15 protein-coding genes and 1 pseudogene are annotated in these 20,448 nt (G+C 72.7%); 11 read left to right on the top strand and 5 right to left on the bottom strand.

Going from position 1 to position 20,448, the window contains the following annotated elements:
- Positions 1-61: 61 nt before the first annotated feature.
- The 4 genes and pseudogenes from QUY26_RS05240 to QUY26_RS05225 form a co-directional block, all read right to left on the bottom strand.
- Positions 62-1,135, bottom strand: a complete 1,074-nt coding sequence (locus QUY26_RS05240; protein ID WP_289943931.1) for a mechanosensitive ion channel family protein — start codon at positions 1,133-1,135, stop codon at positions 62-64.
- A 123-nt stretch (positions 1,136-1,258) separates the two neighbouring features.
- Positions 1,259-2,158, bottom strand: coding sequence for a hypothetical protein (locus tag QUY26_RS05235; protein ID WP_289943930.1), 900 nt, complete (start codon positions 2,156-2,158; stop codon positions 1,259-1,261).
- 134 nt (positions 2,159-2,292) lie between these two features.
- A pseudogene (locus tag QUY26_RS05230) lies at positions 2,293-3,300 on the bottom strand (SPFH domain-containing protein); the annotation flags it as partial.
- A gap of 155 nt (positions 3,301-3,455) precedes the next feature.
- Positions 3,456-4,328, bottom strand: a complete 873-nt coding sequence (locus QUY26_RS05225; RefSeq protein ID WP_289943928.1) for an SAM-dependent methyltransferase — start codon at positions 4,326-4,328, stop codon at positions 3,456-3,458.
- Positions 4,329-4,575: 247 nt separating this feature from the next.
- On the opposite strand from QUY26_RS05225, the gene QUY26_RS05220 reads away from it, so the two are divergent.
- The 6 genes from QUY26_RS05220 (at position 4,576) to QUY26_RS05195 (ending at position 11,088) form a co-directional block, all read left to right on the top strand.
- A complete protein-coding gene (locus tag QUY26_RS05220; RefSeq protein WP_289943927.1) occupies positions 4,576-5,703 on the top strand; it encodes an ROK family transcriptional regulator in 1,128 nt (375 codons plus the stop codon).
- A gap of 136 nt (positions 5,704-5,839) precedes the next feature.
- A complete protein-coding gene (locus tag QUY26_RS05215) occupies positions 5,840-7,102 on the top strand; it encodes an ABC transporter substrate-binding protein (protein ID WP_289943926.1) in 1,263 nt (420 codons plus the stop codon).
- The gene (locus tag QUY26_RS05210) at positions 7,102-8,046 is read left to right on the top strand and encodes a carbohydrate ABC transporter permease (protein WP_289943925.1); all 945 of its coding nucleotides are present in this window, start codon (positions 7,102-7,104) and stop codon (positions 8,044-8,046) included. The genes QUY26_RS05215 and QUY26_RS05210 overlap by 1 nt, the downstream gene beginning before the upstream one ends.
- The gene (locus QUY26_RS05205) at positions 8,039-8,872 is read left to right on the top strand and encodes a carbohydrate ABC transporter permease (protein WP_289943924.1); all 834 of its coding nucleotides are present in this window, start codon (positions 8,039-8,041) and stop codon (positions 8,870-8,872) included. Before QUY26_RS05210 ends, QUY26_RS05205 begins: the two co-directional genes overlap by 8 nt.
- 84 nt (positions 8,873-8,956) lie before the next feature.
- Positions 8,957-10,075, top strand: a complete 1,119-nt coding sequence (locus QUY26_RS05200; RefSeq protein WP_289943923.1) for a Gfo/Idh/MocA family protein — start codon at positions 8,957-8,959, stop codon at positions 10,073-10,075.
- The gene (locus QUY26_RS05195; protein ID WP_289943922.1) at positions 10,072-11,088 is read left to right on the top strand and encodes a Gfo/Idh/MocA family protein; all 1,017 of its coding nucleotides are present in this window, start codon (positions 10,072-10,074) and stop codon (positions 11,086-11,088) included. Before QUY26_RS05200 ends, QUY26_RS05195 begins: the two co-directional genes overlap by 4 nt.
- A gap of 115 nt (positions 11,089-11,203) precedes the next feature.
- On the opposite strand, the gene QUY26_RS05190 is transcribed toward QUY26_RS05195, so the two are convergent.
- Complete coding sequence (locus QUY26_RS05190; RefSeq protein ID WP_289943921.1) at positions 11,204-12,550, bottom strand: CAP domain-containing protein; 1,347 nt, start codon at positions 12,548-12,550, stop codon at positions 11,204-11,206.
- A 271-nt stretch (positions 12,551-12,821) separates the two neighbouring features.
- On the opposite strand from QUY26_RS05190, the gene QUY26_RS05185 reads away from it, so the two are divergent.
- The 5 genes from QUY26_RS05185 (at position 12,822) to QUY26_RS05165 (ending at position 20,396) form a co-directional block, all read left to right on the top strand.
- Positions 12,822-14,132, top strand: coding sequence for a radical SAM protein (locus QUY26_RS05185; RefSeq protein WP_289943920.1), 1,311 nt, complete (start codon positions 12,822-12,824; stop codon positions 14,130-14,132).
- A 32-nt stretch (positions 14,133-14,164) separates the two neighbouring features.
- Positions 14,165-14,896, top strand: coding sequence for an SDR family NAD(P)-dependent oxidoreductase (locus QUY26_RS05180; protein ID WP_289955494.1), 732 nt, complete (start codon positions 14,165-14,167; stop codon positions 14,894-14,896).
- Positions 14,897-14,906: 10 nt separating this feature from the next.
- Positions 14,907-15,467 (top strand): GNAT family N-acetyltransferase, encoded by a 561-nt coding sequence (locus QUY26_RS05175; protein ID WP_289943919.1) that lies wholly within the window; start codon positions 14,907-14,909, stop codon positions 15,465-15,467.
- Positions 15,468-15,552: 85 nt separating this feature from the next.
- A complete protein-coding gene (locus tag QUY26_RS05170) occupies positions 15,553-16,965 on the top strand; it encodes a helix-turn-helix domain-containing protein (RefSeq protein WP_289943918.1) in 1,413 nt (470 codons plus the stop codon).
- A gap of 224 nt (positions 16,966-17,189) precedes the next feature.
- Entirely contained in the window at positions 17,190-20,396 is a 3,207-nt protein-coding gene (locus tag QUY26_RS05165) for a M20/M25/M40 family metallo-hydrolase (RefSeq protein ID WP_289943917.1), read from the top strand.
- The last annotated feature ends 52 nt before the right edge of the window (positions 20,397-20,448 follow it).

Raw genomic sequence — 20,448 nt, 5'->3', positions numbered from 1 at the left:
GACCCCCCAACGCCCCCTTATGCAAGGGCTTTCGAGGCGGTACGCGAGGCCGCGCCCCGGGTCAGACCCGACCCTCGTCCCGCTGGTGGGGGATGAGCGCGGGAAGCTCGCCCTGGCGCACGGTCACCGTCCGCGTCGGGGCGGGGACGGGGATGCCCTCCGCGCGGTAGCGCCGGTGCAGCCGCTTGATGAACTCGTGCTTGATCCGGTACTGGTCGCTGAACTCGCCGACGCCCAGGATCACCGTGAAGCCGATCCGGGAGTCCCCGAACGTGTGGAAGCGGATGGCGGCCTCGTGGTCGGGGACGGCCCCGGTGATGTCCTTCATGACCTCGTCGACGACCTCGATGGTGACCTGCTCGACCCGGTCGAGGTCGGCGTCGTAGCCGACGCCCGCCTGCACCATGATCGACAGCTCCTGTTCGGGGCGGCTGTAGTTGGTCATGTTGGTGCCCGCGAGCTTGGCGTTCGGGATGATGACGAGGTTGTTGGAGAGGTTGCGCACCGAGGTGTTGCGCCAGTTGATGTCGACGACGTAGCCCTCCTCACCGCTGGTCAGCTCGATGTAGTCGCCCGGCTGCACGGTCTTCGCGGCGAGGATGTGCACGCCCGCGAACAGGTTCGCGAGCGTGTCCTGGAGGGCGAGCGCGACCGCGAGACCCCCCACGCCGAGGGCGGTCAGCAGCGGAGCGATGGAGACACCGAGCGTCTGCAGCACCACCAGACAGCCGATGGCCAGCACCACGACCCGGCTGATGTTCACGAATATGGTCGCCGAGCCCGCCACGCCGGAGCGTGACTGCGCCAGCGACTTGACGAGCCCCGCGACGATCCGCGCCGCGGTGACCGTGGCTGCGAGAATCAGCAGCGCCGACAGCACGAGCGTGACGGTACGTCCGGTACGCGGTGTCAGCGGCAGCGCGGCCGCCGCCGCCGCGAGCCCGCCCGCGATCGCCGCACACGGCACGAGCGCGCGGGCGGCGTCGACGATGACGTCGTCCCCGCCCCACCGGGTACGGCTGGCCCGCTCCCCGAGCCACCGCAGCGTCGTCCGCGACAGCAGCGCCGCGGCGAGCCCGCAGAACACCGCGATCCCGGCCACGGTCCAGTCGTGCAGGGTGAGGGCTCGGTCCATCAATACGCTCCCATGGTCGGCCGGTTCGCTCCCGTACGCGATGACACGGCCGCCCATCCTGCCCTACGTCCCGGAGCCCTCCGCACCGGCCCCCACCTGCGATCTTCGTCACTCCTCACCCGTTCACCCCACCAGTCGCAGCGCCCCCTCCGCCACCCCCAGCCGCACGCTCTGTCCCCATCCGAGCCCGAGCGCGTCGCCCTCCATGCCGTCGCCGAAGGCCACGAGGTGGTCCGACTCGACGGTGAGCCACAGGCGTTGGTCCGCGGTCAGTTCGCCGTGGCCGAGCGAGGTGCCGGTCGTGGGAGACGGCCAGGCCTCCCGGACGAACCAGAGCAGGCGGGCCTCGTGCGGCTCCGGCGGGCGCGGGACGTCCCCTGCCCGGCGGCGCAGGGAGGCCAGCCAGCCGGTGGCGCCCGTGCCGGTGCCGACCACCACCCCGGAGGACGCCTGTGCCTCCGCGCCCTCGGGGGCCGCGCCGGAGCTGAGGCGGTAGCGGGCCGTCTGGTGCCCGGCGGCGCCGACGTAGATCTCGTTGAGCGCGCACAGCCGCTGGCCGTCGTCGGTCACCGCCTCGACCATGGTGAGTTCGTCGGCTCCGGCGGCTCCCGCCGCCGCGTGCGGCAGCAGCTTCGCCGCGTCGGCCGGCCGGTGCCGGACAAGGACGCCGGGGTTGCGCCCCGGCTCGGTGTCGACGCCCACGACGGGCTGCCCCGACAGGTACTTGGCGGCGTTCGCCACGAGCCCGTCCTGTCCCACCACGACCACCACGTCCTCAGGACCGAACAGGAACCGGTCCAGGTCGGCCCGCTCCACCCGCGCGGTCCGCCACCTGAGCGGCACCGCGGCCGCCACGTCGGCGAGCGCCCGCTGCGCGCGCCGGTGCCGCCCGGCCACCTCGTCGATGTCCCGGCCGCGCGAGGACAGGAAGAACGCGGCCTGCCCGTGGGTGCCGTGCCGGGCGATCAACTCCTCGTACTCGGTGGTGCGGTGGACGAGGACGGCGCGTGGGGCGAGGGTCATGACCGCCGCCGTCCTTCGCCCCGGCCACCGCCGTGCGCGTCGGCGGCACCCTGGGTGCCCGGAGTGCCCCCGGCGCCCTCGTCCGCACCGGCCGAAGCGGTCGCGTCCGTCCCGGCCCCCGCGCCTGCCTTAGCGGCCCCGGAACCCCCACCGCGCCCCAGCCTCCCCAGCAGCCCCGTCACCACGTCCGGCGTGAGCGTGAGGCTCTCGATGCGCGGGACGTTCTCGGCGAGCCGCGTCGCCGCCAGGGCGTGCAGGGTCGCCGGGTCGGCGCTCGCGTGAGCCGTCAGCCAGGACCGCTGCGCGGTGGCGCGCGCCTCGCCGACGGTGCGGGCCGCCTCGGCCTCGGCCCGGGCGAGCGCGACCTTGCGGGCGGCCTCGGCCTCGGTGCGCACGGCGTCCGCCGCCGCCTTCTCCTCGGCCTCGCGGCGCGCGTTGGTGCCGCGCCGCGCCACCAACTCCTCCTCCTGACGGGCGAGTTCGATGCGGCTGGCCAGCTCGTTCTCGGCGATGGCGCGCTCGCGCTCCACGGCCACGGCCCGGCGCTCGAACGTGGCGCTGTCCGCGTCCTGCTGGATGCGCTCGCGGGCCGGGGTGCGCAGCGCGCGCTCCACCTCCGGCTCGGGCCGGATCGCCACCACGCGTGCGGCGACGACCTCGATGCCGGTGGCGGGCAGCCGGGGCTCGGAGCCGAGCCCCGCGCGGACCCGCTCCCGTACCGCGGCGACGCCCTCCGCGAGCGCCTCCGAGAGCGGCATCCGGGCGAGGACGTCCAGGGCGTGCTGCTGGGCCGACTCGGTGAGCAGCGTGGACAGTTGCTCCAGGGGAGCGGACCGCCAGACCCCGGTGTCGGGGTCGACGGAGAAGTCCAGGCGGGCCGCGGCCGCCGCCGGGTCGCTGATCCGGTAGGTGACCGCGGCCTGGACCGTGACGTCCTGGAAGTCGGCGGTGCGCGCGTGGAACGCGACCGCCAGTTCCCGGTCGTCGACGGGCACTTCGGACAGCGCGGCGCTCAGCGGCCGGAACCAGAAGCTCAGCCCGGGCCCGTCGTGGGCGAGCTTGCCGTTCTTGTGGTGGCGGATGTGAGCGGTCGGCGCAGACCGCAGATGGCGCAGGCCCAGGCGCCGGGTGATGTCGGCCATGGTGCAACCCCTCCCGTTTTTCGTCACCTCGACGATATTGGGTCCGCACGGTTATCGTCAAGGCGACCAAAAGGGGGTCGGGTGGGGCCGGAGCCGCTCGGGCTCCAGGGGTCAGGTCTCCGCCCTCGGGCCTCCGTCCCTGAGACCGCGCCCCCTCACCCCTTCCGCCCCACCCCCGCGTACAACGGCACCTCCGTCCCGTCCCGCACCTCCGCCACGCCGAGGTCCGGGCGCCAGTCGGGCGGCCAGACGAGGCCGGGGTCCAGGAGCTCGAAACCGGCGAAGAGGCGCAGGACCTCTTCCCGGGAGCGGGGCACCAGGGTGACGCCGCCCGCCTCGTACATCTGCACGGCGCGGTCGGTGCGCTCGGGGATCCAGTCGCCCGCCATCTGGGAGAGCACCAGGTGGCTGCCCGGCGCGAGGGCGTCGACGAGGCGGGCGACGATCTCCTGTGCCCCGTCCTCGTCGCTGACGAAGTGCAGCAGGGCGATCAGGGAGAGGGCGATCGGTTCGTCGAAGTCCAGGACGGACGCGGCGAGTTCCAGGATCCGGTCGGGCTCGCGGACGTCCGCCTGGAGGAAGGTGCTCGCGCCCGTGGCGGTCCCGGCCATCAGCGGCTCGGCGTGCGCGAGGACGATCGGGTCGTTGTCCACGTACACGACGCGCGCGTCCGGTGCGAGGGATTGCGCGACGCGGTGCAGGTTCGGCTCGGTCGGTATGCCGCTGCCGAGGTCGAGGAACTGGCGTATCCCGGCGGCGCCCGCGAGGTGGCGGGTGGCGCGCTGCATGAACCAGCGGTTGTGCCGGGCGCAGTACTTGGTGCTCGCGTCGAGGGCGACCAGTTGCCGACCGAGGTCCGCGTCCGCCGCGTAGTGGTCCGTACCGCCGAGGAACCAGTCGTAGACGCGGGCGGGGTGCGGGGTGCCGGTGTCGAGCGCCGTGGTGGCGGGCGTGGGTCCGGTGGTGGCGGGTGTGGCTCTTTCGGTGGGGGAGCCGAGTCCTTCGGCGGCGGGCGGGACTGCGGTCATGGGGCAACTCCTCTGTCGGGGAAGGTGGTTCGGGGCGCGGGGGTGCGGCCGGGTGGCGGAAGCGGCACCTGGGCGCGAACGTACCGACACGGGCCCCTGACCGTACGGGAATCGGCTGTGCGCGAGGTCTTCACGGCGCTGTCTCTTTATGAAACTCTCCTACCGAATCTTGACGCGCGTTCGGCGCAGACCGCTCAATGGTGCTGTTGTCGGGCCGCTCACCACATCTTCTCGGGGTGCAGAACTGATGCGAAAACGGACGCGCGGCCACGACCTGGCCGCCCTGCGCCGCCTCAACACCACCGTCGTCCTGCGCGCCCTGCACCGCCGCAGCCCCCAGACCCTCGCCGAACTCGCCGCGGGCACCGGCCTGTCCAGGCCCACCGTGGACGCGGCCCTGGAGGAACTCACCGCGCAGGGCTGGGTGATCGAGGCCGACGCGGGGGAGCGGATGCGGGGGCGCCCGGCGCGGCGGTTCCGGTTCCGGGGCGAGTCCGGGTACGTCGTCGGCGCCGACATCGGGCTGCACAAGATGGTGCTGCTCCTCGCCGACCTCGGCGGCACCGTCCTCGCCGCCGAACGCGCGGACATCGACCCGGAGTTGGGCGGTGGCCCGCGCCTCGCCCTGCTCCAGGACGGCCTCGACGCCTTCCTCGACGCCCACACCGTGCGCCGCGACCTGGTGCTCGCCCGCTGCGTCGGGGTGCCCGGAGTGGTGGACGCGAGCGGCCACATCACCTCCGTCGTGGTGCCCGAGTGGTCCGGCGTCGACCTCGGCCGTCTCCTCGCCGACGGCGAGAGCGGCCACACGCTCGTCGAGAACGACGTGAACCTCGCCGTGCTCGCCGAGCGCTGGCAGGGCGCCGCGACCCTCGCCGGGGACGTGGTCTGCGTCCTGACGGGACACCGCGTCGCGTGCAGCATCACCATCGGCGGGCAGCTGCACCGCGGCGGCCGGGGCGGCGCGGGCGAACTGGGCCTGCTGCCGCTGCTCGGCATGGGCAGCGCGCACGAAGCCCTCGCCTGGAAGGACGGGCTGCGGGACGGCGAGTCCGAGGTGGCCGCGCTCGCCCGCGCGGCCGACGCCGAGGATCCGCGCGCCCTCGACGCCATAGCGGACTTCGCCGACCGCATCACCCCCGGCATCGCCGCCCTCGCCCTGGCCCTGGACCCCGAACTCGTCGTCCTCACCGGCGGCGCCACCCCCCTCGGTGCCCACCTCGTGCCCCTCCTGGAGGAACGGCTGCGGCCCCTGACGCTGCACGTGCCCCGGATCGCGCTGAGTTCCCTCGGCGAGCGCGGCGTCGCCCTCGGCGCGGTGCGCAAGGCCCTCGACCGCGTCGAGGAGGAACTGCTCGCCGACCCGGTCGGCTGACCGCCCGCCGTCCCGCCGGACCCCGCCCGGACCGGCCCCGGAGACCCCGCCCGCCCCGGGAGAGGCCACCCGTCCCCGACGACCCCGACCCACCCCGGGAGCCCCAACCCACCCCCAACACAAGCGGAGGCGCGTGATGCGCAGGAGGACCCTCCTCTGCTCAGGCCTGGCCGCGGCGTCGGCACCGGTGCTCGCCGCCTGCTCGGACGAGGGCGGCAGCGCCGACGGCGGCGGCCGCACCACCGTCTCGTACGGCATGTGGGACCCCGCCCAGGTCCCCGGCATGAAGAAGGTCATCGCGGCGTTCGAGGAGCAGCACCCGGACATCTCGGTGCGCATCGAGCTCACCCCGTGGGCGAGCTACTGGACCACCCTCAAGACCTCGATGCGCGGCGGCACCGCCCCCGACGTGTTCTGGATGAACGCCGTCAACTTCCAGCTGTACGCGGCCCACGACGTCCTGGAGCCGCTGACCGAGCACATCGCCCACGACCGCACCCCGGTCGACCGCCACCCCGAGCAGCTCGTGCGGCTCTACTCCTACGACGGCGTCCAGTACGGACTGCCGAAGGACTTCGACACCATCGGCCTCTGGTACAACAAGGCGCTCTTCGACAAGGCGGGCATCAGCTACCCCGACACCACCTGGACCTGGGACGACCTGCGGGACGCCGCCGCCGAACTGACGAATCCGCGTGAGCGCGTGCACGGCTTCTGCTCCGAGATGCAGCGCCAGATCGTCCTCTACCCGGCCATCCACGCCGCCGGTGGCTACGTCCTGCGCGACGGGCACTCCGGCTTCGGCGACGAGCGGTCCGTCGAGGGCCTGCGGTTCCTCACCGACATGATCGACCGGGGCTGGTCGCCGCCGCAGTCCGCGATGGTGGAGAACATCGGCCGGGTGCGCTTCTGGTCCGAGAAGGTCGCCATGGTGCACGACCTGTCGGCGATGGCCGGGCAGATGTACGCGGTGCCCGCCCTCAAGGACCACGGCGGGGTCACCGTCCTTCCCCAGGGCCGCGAGCACACCACGATCATCCACGGCCTGGCGAACGTGATCTCCGCCAAGAGCGACAAGAAGGCCGCCGCCTGGAAGTTCGTGCACTTCATGGCGGGCCGCAGGGCCGCCGAGATCCAGGCCGCCTCCGGCGTCACCATCTCCAGCTACGCGGGCACCCAGGACGCCTGGCTGAAGTCGATGCCCGAGTTCGACCTCAAGCACTTCATCGACATGGAGAAGTACGGCGTGCCGTACCCCAGCTCGAAGAACACGGCCGTCTGGGAGAACCTCCAGTACCCGCTCCTCGGCGCCGCGTTCAGCGGCAAGGGCGGCATCGAGGACGCCGCCCGCACGCTCGGCAAGCAGATGGACCGGGCCCTGAAGGAGGAGCGGAGCTGATGAGTCTCTTTCCCGCCACGGCGGCCGCGAAGGCGGCCGACCGCCGGGCGACCAAGCCCGCGCCGAGGCCCGCGCCGCGCGGTCAGCGGGCCGCGTACGGCTTCATCGCGCCGCTCGGTATCGGCTTCGCCGTCTTCTACTTCTGGCCGATGATCCAGACCTTCTACTTCAGCTTCACCGAGTTCGGCCCCTTCGGCGGCCACACCTGGACCGGCACCGACAACTACGCGCGCGTGCTGCGGGACGTCACCGTCTGGCAGGCACTCGGCAACACCCTCATCTACTGCGGCATCGGGCTGGTCGCGCTGCCCCTCGCCATCGTCGTGGCCGCGCTCCTCAACCGGCGCGGGCTGCGCGGCGTCGCCGTCTACCGCGCCCTGTACTTCGTGCCGTTCGTGACGCTCCCCGTCGCCGTCGGCCTGGTCTGGAACTGGCTCTACAACGGCGACTTCGGCCTGCTGAACGAGATCCTCGGGTGGTTCGGCGTCGACCGGCACTACTGGGTCTCCGACCCCTCCACGGCCGTGCTCGCCATCGGCGCCGTCATGGTCTGGTCCACCACCGGCTACTACTTGATCATCTTCATGGCGGGCATCAAGGCGATCCCGCGGGACTACTACGAGGCGGCGGAGCTGGACGGGGCCGGGCCGCTGCGCCGCTTCTTCACCATCACGCTGCCGCTGCTCAGCCCCACGCTGTTCTTCGCCTCCGTCATCTGCATGATCCAGTCCCTGCAGACCTTCGACCTGATCTACATCATGATGGGCGAGAAGAACCCCGCGGTCGGCGACACCCAGTCGGTCGTCGGCCTCTTCTACAAGTGGGCGTTCATCGAGAACGCCCAGGGCGCCGCGGCCGCCCTGGCCTTCCTGCTGATGCTGCTCATCGCGGGCCTCACCTATCTGCAGTTCCGGCTCCAGCGGAAGTGGGTGCACTATGGCTGACCGCCGACGTGTCAACACGGGCTCCCTGGCGACCCACTTGGTGCTCTCGCTCGGCGCCCTCGTGATGGTCTTCCCGTTCCTCTGGCAGGCCCTCACCGCACTCAAGTCGCTCGCGGAAGTCTCCAAGGTCCCGCCCACGTTCCTGCCCGACGACTGGAACTGGTCGAGCTTCGACGAGGTCTTCACCGCCCTGCCGTTCCGCGAGATGCTCACCAACAGCGCCCTCGCCACTGCGGGGCGCACCGCGGGCCAACTCGTGTTCTGCTCGCTCGCCGCCTACGCCTTCGCGCGGATGCGGTTCCGCGGCCGCGACCTGCTGTTCGGGCTCTTCCTCTCCGTCCTGATGGTGCCGAGTTCGCTGCTCGTCCTCCCGCAGTACGACATCATCCAGCAGTTCGGGCTGCTCAACTCGACGCCCGCGCTGTTCCTTCCCGGCATGTTCAGCGCCTTCGGCACCTTCCTGCTGCGGCAGGCGTTCCTCGCGCTCCCCAAGGAGCTGGAGGAGGCCGCGCGCATCGACGGCGCGGGCTCCTTCCGCGTCTTCTGGTCGGTGATGCTGCCGCTGATCCGGCCCGCGCTCGCCGCGCTCGCCGTCATCACCGCGATGACCGCGTGGAACGACCTGCTGTGGCCCCTCATCGTCAACACCGACCCCAAGACCATGCCGATCAGCGCGGGTCTGACCTCCCTCGAGGGCCAGTACGAGACCAACTACCCGGTGATGATGGCCGGTTCGCTGATCGCGAGCCTGCCGATGCTGCTCGTCTACGTCTTCCTGCAGCGGCACTTCGTGCAGAGCGTCGCCTTCAGCGGCTCCAAGGGCTGACGGCACACCGGCGTACCGGGAGACGGCCCCCGACGCACCGAGAGACGGCACCCCGACGACGTACAGAGAAAGGCCAGATCCTCCATGCCACCGCTTCACATCGGCCTGCTCGGCGCGGGCGGCATCGCCCGCGCGCATCTGCCCGGCTGGCTGGAACTGGGCGCGCGGGTCAGCGTCCACACCCAGGACGGCTCCGCGGACAAGCTCGCCGCCGAGTACGCGGCGCGCGGCCACGACGTCACCGCCGTGCCCACGCTCGACGAACTGCTCGCCGACTGCTGCGCCGTCGACATCTGCACCCCGACCCCCACGCACAAGGACCTCGCCCTCGCCGCGATCGCCGCGGGCCGCCACGTCGTCTGCGAGAAGCCGCTCGCGCTGACCGTCGAGGACGCCGAGGACATCGCTTCCGCCGCCGACGCCGCGGGCGTCCACCTCCACCCGGCGCACGTGGTGCGCTACTTCCCTGCGTACGCGGCCATGCGCGAGGCCGTCGTACGCGACGAACTCGGCGCCCTCGCCGTGCTCCGCCTCACCCGGGGCGGGGCGCGGCCGCAGTGGGCGCCCTGGTTCGCCGACCCCGCCCAGTCCGGTGGCGTGATCATGGACCTGATGGTGCACGACATCGACATCGCCCGCTGGGTCGCGGGCGACGTGGTGCGCGTGCACGCCCAGACCCGCGGCGTCGAGCACGCCACGGGCGCACCGGCCGGCGTCGTCACCGCCACGGCCGTCCTCACCCACGCCTCCGGCGCCATCAGCCACGTCAGCGGCCTGTGGGGGCTCCCCGACCAGCAGTTCCGTACGACGTTCCGGGTCGCGGGCGCGGACGGGCTGCTGTGCCACGACTCCACCGCCGTGCCCGGCTTCCGCATCACCGCGCAGGGCGAGCGCGCCGCGAACGAGGGCATCCCGTCGAGCCCCATGACCGAGAGCCCTTACCTCACCGAACTCCGCGAGTTCGCCGCGTCCTGGGACGACGCGAACCTCCGGCCGCGGGTGAGCGCCCGCGACGGCATCGAGGCGGTGCGGGTCGCGCGTGCGGCGGTCGAGTCGAGCCGTACGGGCCGCGCTGTGGAGCTGCCGGTCCCCCTTGCCACGGACACCGGGAGCACCGACAGCACCGACAGCACCGGAAACGCCGAGAACGCCAGAAACACCGAAAACACCGAGAACGCTGACCGCGAGGAGTCCGCCCGATGAAGGTCGCCGTGCTGTCGTTCGCGCATGTCCACGCGGCGGCCTATCTGGCCCTGCTCCGGGACCTGCCCGGCGTGGAGGTCGTCGGCAGCGATCCGGACACCGCGCTCGCGGCGCCCGGCGAGACCCGGGGCCGCGCGTTCGCCGAGGAACACGGCGTCCCGTACGTGGACACGTACGAGGACGCCTTCGCCTGGGGGCCTGACGCCGTGATCGTCTGCGCCGAGAACGCCCGGCACCGCCCGCTGGTCGAACTGGCCGCCGCGCACCGCGTCGACGTCCTGTGCGAGAAACCGCTCGCGACCACCGTCGCGGACGGCGAGGCGATGGTGGCCGCCTGCCGGGCGGCCGGGGTGCGGCTCGCGGTCGCGTTCCCGGTGCGGTTCAGCCCGGCGTACGCGGCGGTCAAACGGGCTGTCGCCGCCGGTGACACCGGCCGCGTCCTGGCCGTGTCCGGCGCCAACAACGGCCATATGCCGACCCGCGCGCGCCGCTGGTTCGCCGACCCCGAACTCGCGGGCGGCGGCGCCCTGATGGACCACACCGTCCACATCGCCGACCTCCTCGACGACCTGTTCGCGGCCACCGCGGTGGAGGTCTACGCGCAGACCAACAACCTCCTCCACGAGGGCGAGGTCACCGCCGAGACCAGCGGCCTGGTGACCGTGGTGTACGACAACGGCACCGTCGCCACCATCGACTGCTCCTGGTCCCACCCGCGCTCCCACCCCGCTTGGGGCGGCCTGGAGATGACCCTCGTCGGCGAGCACGCCACGCTGGAGATGGACGCCTTCGACCAGAAGGTGCACGGCCACAGCGAACGCCACGGCCGCGCCCTGGAGATCCCCTTCGGCGCCGACCTGGACGCGGCGATGCTGCGCGCCTTCCTGTACGGGCCGGGGCCCGACGGCATGGACGTCGCGGACGGCGAGGGCGGGCTGCGGACGCTGCGGATCGTGGCGGCGGGGTACGCGTCGGCGCGGACAGGGGTGCCGGTGGCCGTCGGCGACGCGTGAGGGGGGCGCGGGTCCCGTCCGGCACGGGGCCTTCCGGCGGGGCGGCGCCCGGTCGGCGCCGCCTTGCGGGGACCCCGAGGCGAAGACCCCGTCGCGGGGACCCGTCGGGCAGAACCTAGCCCCCGAAGAGCTGCGTCCAGTACGTCCCCGCCGAACCCCCGCCCGCGAAGCCCACGCCGAGGTGGGTGAAGGCGGGCTTGAGGATGTTGGCGCGGTGGCCGGGGCTGTTCATCCAGCCCTCGACGACCTCCGCGGCCGAGCGCTGGCCGCACGCGATGTTCTCGCCGACCGTGCGGTGCGCGCTGCCCGCGGCGGCGGCGCGGTGCCACGGCTCGCTGCCGTCCGGGGCGGTGTGGGAGTAGAAGTCGCGGGCGATCATGTCGGCGCTGTGGGCCTGGGCGGCGGCGGTCAGGCGCGGGTCGGGCGCCAGGGGCCGCAGTCCGGCCGCGGCCCGGTGGGCGTTGGTGCGGGCCAGGACGTCGGCGGCCGTCCTCGCCAGGCCCTGCGGGGAGTACGGCTCGGCCCACAGCGCCGTCCAGAAGACGTCCCCGGAGCGTGTGTGCGGGACGGACGCGACTCCGACGTGGCTGTGGGCGGGCTCCAGGACGGTCTGCCGGGAGCGGTCGTCGCCCAGGCAGTAGTCGAGGAAGTCGGCCGGGGTGCGCGGGCCCGACACCAGGTGCTCGCCGATCGCCAGGTACGCGAAGCCGCCCGCGGTCACGCGCTGGTGCAGCGAGACCCCGTCCGGGCCCTCGGAGCTGAGCTTGCCGCGCGCCGCCATCCCGGCGGCGTGCGCGCGGGCGGCCTCGGTGAGGCGGGCGTCGAAGCGCACGGGTGGGACTCCGGCGCGGGCGCGCGCGGAGTTCACGAGGGTGAGGAAGAGGTCGGCCGTCGGGGGCGGCGGGGCGAGCGGGGCGGTCGGCCGGGGTGCGGCGGGCGGTGGCGGGGCGGTCGGCCGGGGCGCCGGGGCCGGAGGGGGTGTGTCGTCGGCCACGTCCAGGCCGAAGTCCCTGGCCACACCGGCGAGCCCGTCCGCGTACCCCTGTCCGAGCGCGCGCAGCTTCCAGCCCGTGCCCCGGCGGTAGATCTCGGCGAGCAGGAGCACCGTCTCGTGCTGTGCGCGCGGGGGCGCGAAGCGGGCGACGGGCTCCCCGCGCACGCTGGTGACCTGGAGGGCTATCGCGGGAAGCCGCCCGAGCGCGGTGCCGGGCTCGGTGGGGCTGACGACGACGGTGACGCGGCTCGCGCCGGGGCGCAGGCGGCGGGCGTCGACCGTGACCATGTCGCCGCTGAGGCGGGCGCCGGACGCGGCCGGCTGGTTGTAGAAGACGAAGTCGGCGTCGCCCGCGACCTTGCCGCTGTCGCCCGTGATCAGCACCGACAGGTCGAAGGGGCCGGGCACGCGGAGCGTGAGGGGGCCGTCCGGCAGAGGCAGATTGCCTCCCGCCACCAGATCGTTCATGGGCTTCCCCCGCGCGTCGGTTCGGGCCGGACCGACGCGGCCCCGTGACCGCGTCCGGCGACTTGGAGAACGTGCAGGCCGGGGGGCCGGGTTCCCGGCGTCCGCCCCCTGGGACCGGAGGCGGAGCACGGTCGCGACCGGAGGCGGATTCGGCGGCGAGAGCGCCGGTATTAGCGTGGACCTTGCGCACGGTGACCCCGGGCGTGGCCGTAAAACCGGACGTAAACAGACAAAAACGTCAAAGCTCTACAGGATCCGAGGTGCCCGCCCCATGCCCAGGCGTACGGAGCTGATCGAAGGACTCATGCAGCGGCACTCCCAGGTGCCGCGCGAGGCCGTGATCAAGGAGGACCTGCTGCGCGGCGGGATCGCCTTCGACGAGTCGGCGCTCAGCGACAGCGCCAACGAGGCCTCCGGCGACATCAAGCCGAAGTCGTACTTCATCTTCTCCTTCGACCACGGCACCCTGCCCGAGCTGGGCGAGGCCGCGCTGCGCCGCCCGCCGGAGGAGATCGTGCTCACCGGCGGCCCCTACGAGCTGCGCCGCACCGTGGTGTCGGTGCGGGTGAACCCGTCCTCGCCCTACCGCGTGGCCGCCGACGCCGACGGACTGCTCGGCCTCTACCTGGACGGGCAGCGCATCTCCGACGTGGGCCTGCCCCCGATGCCGGACTACTACCGGCACAAGCTCGCGAACGGCAAGTCCGTCATGGAGGTCGCCCCGACCATCCAGTGGGGCTACCTGGTCTACCTGACGGTCTTCCGCGTCTGCCAGTACTTCGGCGCCAAGGAGGAGTGCCAGTACTGCGACATCAACCACAACTGGCGCCAGCACAAGGCCGCGGGCCGCCCCTACACCGGCGTCAAGCCCGTCGAGGAGGTCCTGGAGGCGCTGGAGATCATCGACAAGTACGACACCGCGAAGACCTCCACCGCGTACACCCTCACCGGCGGCGCGGTCACCTCGACGATCGGCGGCAAGGACGAGGCCGACTTCTACGGCCAGTACGCCAAGGCCATCGAGGAGCGCTTCCCCGGCCGCTGGATCGGCAAGGTCGTCGCGCAGGCACTGCCCAAGGAGGACGTGCAGCGCTTCCACGACTACGGCGTGCGCATCTACCACCCCAACTACGAGGTGTGGGACCCGTACCTGTTCGAGCGCTACTGCCCCGGCAAGGAGCGCTATGTGGGCCGCGACGAGTGGCACCGCCGGATCCTGGACTCCGCCGAGGTGTTCGGGCCGCGCAACGTCATCCCGAACTTCGTCGCGGGCGTCGAGATGGCCGAGCCCTTCGGGTTCAAGACGGTCGATCAGGCCATCGACTCCACCGTCGAGGGCCTCAGGTACTTCATGGCGCACGGCATCACGCCCCGGTTCACCACCTGGTGCCCGGAGCCCACGACGCCGCTCGGCAAGGCCAACCCGCTGGGCGCGCCCCTGGAGTACCACGTGCGGCTGCTCCAGGAGTACCGCGCCACGATGGAGGAGTTCGGCCTGACCTCGCCGCCCGGATACGGCCCCGCGGGCCCCGGCAACGCGGTCTTCTCGGTGAGCAGCTTCATGGACAGTCTCCCCGCGTGACGTCCGCCCCGACGAACCAGGCCGGAGGCCCCATGGACCAGCACGTCACCGTCATCACCGGCGGCACCAGAGGGATCGGCGCCGCCGTCGCCCTGCGGCTCGCGCGGGACGGCCACGACGTCGCCGTCGGCTACCGCTCGGACGAACAGGCCGCCGAGCGCACCGCGCGGGCCGTCCGCGCGACCGGCCGCCGTTGTGTCGCCGTCCGCATGGACACCACGGACGAGAAGGACGTGGACCGGCTCTTCGAGACCGCCGCGACCGAACTCGGCACCGTCACGGGCCTGGTGAACAACGCCGGCGTCAGCGGCCCGAACGGCCCCCTCGCCGACGCCGACGCCGAGGGCATGCGCCGCGCCATCGACGTGAACGTCCTCGGCTATCTGCTCTGCGCCCGCCGCGCCGTGCGGGACATGACCCGCACCGGCGGCGGCGCGATCGTGAACATCTCCTCCGGCGCCGCCACCCTCGGCAGTCCCGGCCAGTACGTCCACTACGCCGCCACCAAGGCCGCGACGGACACCATGACCGTGGGCCTCGCCAAGGAGGTCGCCCCGCTCGGCATCCGCGTCAACTGCGTGGCCCCGGGCATCATCCGGACCGAGTTCCACGAGGACCCCGAGCGCCCGGCGAAGCTCGCCCCCACCATCCCCATGGGCCGCTCGGGACGGCCCGAGGAGATCTCCGGCGCCGTCGCCTGGCTCCTGTCGGACGACGCGTCGTACACGACGGGCGCGGTCCTGCGCGTCGCCGGCGGAATGTGAGGCGGCGTCCATGATCACGGAAGCCGAACGGCTCACCGACACCGTCGTGCTGCGCCCGGCGTCCCTCGACGACGCCGAGGTACTGGCCCGCGCCGTCCGCCGCAGCCGCGACCACCTCAGCCCTTGGGACCCGGAGCGCCCCGAGTCCTACTACACCACCGAGGGCCAGGCGGAGCGGCTGCGCGCCCAGGCGGAGAAGGGCGCGGCGGGCCTGCTGGTGCCGTGGCTGCTGTGGGACGAGGGCGCGGGTGAGGTCGCGGGCGCCATCACGCTCTCGCACATCTCCCCCGCCCCGCTCCTCAGCGCCAACCTGGGCTACTGGATCGACGTCACGTACGCCGGCCGCGGCCTCGCCACCGCCGCCGCGAGTGCCGTGTGCCGGGTCGCCGACGAGCGGCTCGGCCTGCACCGCGTGGAGGCCGGCACGCTCGTCGACAACACGGCGTCGCAGCGCGTCCTCGCCAAGTGCGGCTTCGAGGAGTTCGGCCTCGCGCGCCAGTACCTGCACATCAACGGCGCCTGGCGCGACCACCGGCTGTTCCAGCGGATCCTCAACGACCGTACTCCTTAAGGGGATTTGACCTTCCGGGCATTGGTACGTACCAATCTCCGGTGCCACACTGCCCCAAGGGTGAACGCCCGATGGGGGAGGGGTCATGTCCGTCGGCGTGTCGGAGACGGTGGAGCCGCGTTGGGCCGAGTTCGGGCGGCAGCTGCGCTTCCACCGCCGAAGATCCGGGCTGACCCAGGTGCAGCTGGGTCGGAGGGTGGGGTATCACCACACCTTCATCAGCAGGCTCGAAGGGGGGCTGCGGGAGCCGCCCTTCGGTCTGGTGCGCCGGCTCGACGTGGTCCTGGAGACCGGCGGCCGGCTCGCGGCGGTCCTCGACCCGCCCCGCCACGACCCCGGGGCGCCCGGCCGCAGCCTCACGGACCCCACACTGTTCTCCCCGCTCCCCGGAGCGGACCCGCCCGGCGACGAGGCGCCCCCGGTCTTCCCGGCGTGGCCCGCCCGGCTTCCGGCCGAGGGGCTCGCCTGCCCGCTGCACGGCACGGTGGGGTGCGCCGTGCCCGACCAGAGCGAGGCGGCGGTGCTCCTCAAGGGGGCGGGCGGACCCTTCGGCGGCGCGGGCGCGGCGGCCGGTGCGGAGTCCGACCTGCTGCACGGCCTCACCGCCGTCCTCGCCTGCCTGATCCGGGAGGCGTTCGTCCAGCCGACGGGCGCGTGCGCGGCGACCGTGGAACGGCTCCTGCGCGGCGTGGTGCGCTGGGCCGAGGCGGTCGGCTCCACGGGCCGCCCGCCGTACGGGCAGTTGCGGCTCGCCGCGCAGTACGCCCAGGTCGCGGGGCGGCTGCGGATGGAGCGGGGGCAGAGCGGCGTCGCCATGGCCTGGTTCGGGCAGGGCCTGCGGTGGGCGGACGCCGCCGAGGACGCGTCGGCCCGGGCGACCCTGCTGAGCGACGTGTGCACCCTGGTCCGGCTCGACGGCGACGCCGCCTCGACCCTCGTGTACGCGGAGGCCATCGGCGCGGTCGACGCCGAGCGGCGCTGGATGGCGCTGCTCGGGGACCTCTACCAGGCGCGGGCGTATGCGCTCCGCCAGGACGCCGCCGCGTGCAGGCGTCACATCGCGGCGGCCCGGCGCGGGTTCGCGCGTCTGGACGAGCGGGACCGGCTCGAGGCGCCCTGGCTCGCCGGGGCCGAAGGGGTACTGCGCCTGGAGTCCGCGATCGGCGGCGCGCTGCGCGACCTCTCGGCGGCGACGGGTGACCGGGCCGCGGCCCGGCGCGCGGTCGCGGCCACCGCGCAGTCGTGCGCGCTCCTGCCGCCCCTGATGCGCACCACCCGTGTGCTGCTCACCCTGCGGCTCGCGGACAGCTGGGCCTGCGCCGGTGACCCGGTCGCGGCGGTCGCCCTGGCACAGCCGGTCCTCGCGGAGGCGATGCGCTCCCGCGAACTGACGATCGCCGCCGAGCTGCGCGGGCTGCGCGGCAGGCTCGCCGGGCGCTGGGGCGACTTGCCGGAGGTCCGGGAGCGCCGGGAGCGGCTCGGGGACGTGTCGGGGTGAGCCGGGGCCGTGCCGTGCGGCCGGACTTGCCAGATCTTGCCAGGACGTGCCGGGCGGCCGGGATTCATTGACCGCGACCCGGCGGGGTGTGAGGGTTCCGCCAGCCCTATTTGTGTCATGTCACGGTCAGTTAAAGGGGCGGGGGCGCTACCGGGCGCCGGAGTTCGCCGCGTCCGGATCCCGTCGGCTGAACGGGGCTTCCACACCTCTCACAAGGAGCCGAGATGCCCAGAAAGACCGCAGCGGCCGGGATAACCCTGGCCCTGGTGCTCGGAGGGGTGGTGGCGCCGACGACCCTGGCCTCGGCCACGGCGCGCACCTCGCCCCCGGAGGGCAAGCCGGACCCCCTTGCGAAGGCCGTCGCCGCCGCCGACCAGGCGGCGCAGAGCGGCCTCGACGCACTCGCCAAGGGGCCCGAGGAACAGTACGACCGGCAGCAGGTCACACGCTTCGGCAAGGGCCTGTACTCCGTCGCCTACGAACGCACCTACCGGGGACTGCCGGTGGTGGGCGGCGACGCCGTGGTCCTCGCCGACGGAAAGGGCAAGGTGCGGTCCGTCCACGCCGCCACCGACGCCCGGATCTCGGTCGGCACCGAGGCGCGGGTGAAGGCCGCGCAGGCGGAGAGGACCAGCCGCGCGAGACTCGCCTCGGTCAAGAAGGCCGACTCCGGACGCCTGGTCGTCCGGGTCAAGGACGACACCCCGACGCTCGCCTGGGAGACCGTGCTGACCGGCAGGTCCAAGGCGGGCGACCCCAGCAAGCTGCACGTCTTCGTGAACGCCCGCACCGGCAAGGTCGTCGACACCTACGACGACGTGCGCGCGGGCACCGGACGCAGCAAGTGGAACGGCCCGAGCCCGCTGACCATCGACACCTCCCGGTCGGGCAACAACTACGTCCTGCGCGACACCACTCGCCCCGGCCTGCAGTGCTCGGACTACAGCGGCGGCCTGTTCACCAAGGCCACCGACGAATGGGGCACGGGCGACCCCAAGAGCAAGGAAACCGGCTGCGTCGACGTCATGTTCGCGGCGCAGAAGCAGTGGAACATGTTCAAGGAGTGGTTCGGCCGCAACGGCCACGACGGCAACGGCCGGAGCTGGCCGGTCCGCGTCGGCCTCAACGAGCTCAACGCCTACTGGGACGGCTCCACCGTCACCATCGGCCGCAATACGGCGGGCGAGTGGATCGCCGGAATGGACGTGGTCGCCCACGAGTTCGGCCACGGCCTGGACTCCAACACCCCCGGCGGCGCGAACAACGAGCGCGGCCTCGGTGAGGCCACCGGCGACATCATGGGCGCGCTGACCGAGGCGTACGCCAACCAGTCCGCTCCGTACGACACCCCCGACTTCACCGTCGGCGAGATGGTCAACCTCCAGGGCCGCGGTCCGATCCGCAACATGTACGACCCGAGCCGGATCAACAACGACCCCAACTGCTACAACTCGTCGATCCCCTCGACCGAGGAGCACAAGGCGGCCGGGCCGATGAACCACTGGTTCTATCTGCTCGCCGAGGGCTCCAACCCCGGCGGTGGCAAGCCCACCAGCCCCACCTGCAACCAGAAGACCGTGACCGGTGTGGGCATCCAGAACGCCGGTAAGATCTTCTACGGCGCCATGCTCCTCAAGACCAGCGGCATGACGTACAAGCGCTACCGCACCGCCACCCTCACCTCGGCGAAGAACCTGGACGCGAGCTGCGGCCTGTTCGAGGCCACCAAGGCGGCCTGGGACGCCATCTCCATCCCCGCCCAGAGCGGTGACCCCACCTGCACCGGGCAGCAGAACGACTTCTCCCTCGGGCTCAACCCTTCCTCGGGCAAGGTCGACCCGGGCGCCACGGCCAGCGCCACGGTCAACACGACGACCGTCACCGGCAGCGCCCAGCAGATCACCCTGACCTCATCCGGCGCTCCCACGGGTGTCGACGTCGCCTTCACCCCCGGCACCGTCACCTCCGGCTCCGACGCCACCATGAAGGTCACCGCCGCGCAGTCGGCGAAGCCCGGCACCTACCCGATCACCGTCACGGGCACCGCGGGCGCGAAGACCCACACCGCCCAGTACACGCTGACGGTCGGAGGCGGCGGCAACCCGACGCAGCCGCCGGACGTCGACGTGGCGAAGGTGCGCGAGCACCTGACCCAGTTCAACACCATCGCCTCGCAGAACGGCGGCAACCGCAGGGCCACCGGACCCGGCTACCGGGCCTCGCTCGCCTACGTCAAGGGCAAGCTCCAGGCCGCCGGTTACACCGTCACCGAGCAGACGTGCGCCTCCGGGTGCTCCGCGGGCGCGGGCAACAACCTGATCGCCGAGTGGCCGCGCGGCGACGCGAACAACGTCTACATGTTCGGCGCGCACCTCGACGGCGTGGCCGCCGGGCCCGGCATCAACGACAACGGCTCGGGCTCCGGCACCATCCTGGAGGCGGCGCTCTCCCTGGCGCAGAACAACCCCACCATGAAGAACCGGGTCCGCTTCGCCTGGTGGACCGACGAGGAGCAGGGCCTCAACGGCTCGGACTACTACGCCTCCTCGCTCTCCGCCACCGAGCGCGCCAAGATCAAGGCGTACTACAACTTCGACATGGTCGGCTCGACCAACGCCGGCTACTTCATCAACAACGTGAACTCCGCCGCGTCCGCGCCGATGCGCGAGTACTGGAACTCCCTGAACCTCGCCCCGCAGGAGAACGTCGAGGGCCGGGGCCGCTCCGACGACTACTCCTTCCAGCGGGTCGGCATCCCCACCTCCGGCTACGCCACCGGCGCCTCGGCCACCAAGTCCGCGTCCGAGGCCGCGAAGTGGGGCGGCACCGCGGGCCGCGCCTACGACTCCTGCTACCACTCCGCCTGCGACACCACCAGCAACATCAACGCCACCGCCCTGGACCGCAGCGCGGACGGTGTCGCGTACACGATCTGGAAGACGGCGGTGGGCGACACGCCCACCCCGGTGGACGACTTCTCGATCTCCGCCAACCCGTCCTCGGGCACCATCGAGCCCGGCTCGTCCGCCAAGGTGACCGTCACCACCGCCACCACGGCCGGTGAGCCGCAGAAGGTGGCCCTCTCGGCCTCGGGAGCCCCGGCCGGCGTCAGCGTGTCCCTCAGCCCTCAGTCCGTGACCTCCGGAGAGTCCGCGACCGCCTCGGTCGAGGTCGCCGCGGGCACGGCCCAGGGCACCTACACCCTGACCATCACGGGCGAGGGGAAGACCAGCCACAGCACCACCTACACCCTCACCGTGCCGGGCGACGGCGGTGGCGAGACCACCTGGAAGCTGGGGGAGACCTACGCGGCCGGGGACGTGGTGACGTACGAGGGCGTCCGTTACCGCTGCGTCCAGGGGCACACCGCCTACCCGGGCTGGGAGCCCCCGAACGTCCCCGCCCTGTGGGAGGCCGTCCGCGCGTCCTGAGCCGACAGGAGACCTGACGGCGTGAAGGGGCGGTCCACCCGGTGGACCGCCC

Origin of the sequence: Streptomyces flavofungini (assembly GCF_030388665.1) — a bacterium.
GTDB lineage: Bacteria > Actinomycetota > Actinomycetes > Streptomycetales > Streptomycetaceae > Streptomyces > Streptomyces flavofungini_A.
The sequence above is the reverse complement of the archived record's forward strand: the minus strand, read 5'-3'. Positions and strand labels throughout refer to the sequence as shown.